This is a genomic window from Oleiphilus sp. HI0125 (assembly GCF_001635355.1).
Genome location: NZ_LWGF01000151.1, coordinates 1 through 819, shown reverse-complemented (window position 1 = coordinate 819; position 819 = coordinate 1). Strand labels below are relative to the sequence as shown.

At 39.2% G+C, this 819-nt stretch carries 2 protein-coding genes; both read right to left on the bottom strand.

What is annotated here, in order from left to right:
- Window positions 1–286 (bottom strand): hypothetical protein (locus A3762_RS02565; protein ID WP_156493157.1); only part of this gene is annotated, 286 nt, incomplete at its 3' end.
- A 112-nt stretch (window positions 287–398) separates the two neighbouring features.
- Window positions 399–689 (bottom strand): DUF3144 domain-containing protein, encoded by a 291-nt coding sequence (locus tag A3762_RS02560; RefSeq protein WP_068753567.1) that lies wholly within the window; start codon window positions 687–689, stop codon window positions 399–401.
- Between the last annotated feature and the right edge of the window lie 130 nt (window positions 690–819).

Sequence of the window (819 nt, the reverse complement as noted above, 5' to 3'; positions counted from 1 at the left end):
TTGAAGGGAGTACAACGAACTTAAAGATAGCAGCTTGAGTAACCAGACTGATAATCCCTATTGCAAACACTTTACCAATAGATGCCGAGCCATCTAGCACTTTGAGTAAAATAAAGATGCTGACAATTGCTAGAGCGAAACCCGCTATACCAGGAATAGATTGTGATATAAGAACGGGAACGATTGTTAGAACAATTATGCCCACCAAACCAATATTGAGCTTGAGCAACTTTGAAGCGACAAACATTCCAATGAATTGAGCGATTAACGATACAGGTACTACCATGTGCATTTCTCCTTTTGATTTATAACGCCTTTAGCTGCGGCGAGCGATAGCGAGTCCAGCCCCGGGGCTTTTTCCGGGGCGATGCAGGCTAAACTTGTTATGAGTTTTATTGTTACTTGCCATGAGGTTTATATTTTTCATAGCTTGCTATGTACTCATCTAGGTTTTCGGTGAGCATTTTTTGAAATTGACCTACAAAGTACCTAATAGCTTCTTCTTTGTCTTGTTGCATTTCTTCAACGTCATCTGCTGAAGAAGCAACATTAAAGGCACAGTATCTTGCAGCAGCATAAAGAGTTGACGAGCTTACTTTACCAATATCAAACTCTTTAGCTTGTTCATTAGCTACAGCAATAATTTTATCAGCTCTTTCCCAGAACTCTGGTGAAACATCATTGGTCATGATTTTCCTTTTTACTCATAACATTTGTATAGTGAGCCCCCCTCATATGCATGACAGGTAGCCTCTTCCCTTTTCCATATACTACTCTGTTTTTAAAAGAAAAAACTCGAACCTTACTCATTTCTTTATC

Excerpts from the sequence above, each read along its gene's own strand:
- A3762_RS02560 (WP_068753567.1), bottom strand. The coding sequence starts at position 689 with ATGACCAATGATGTTTCACCAGAGTTCTGGGAAAGAGCTGATAAAATT.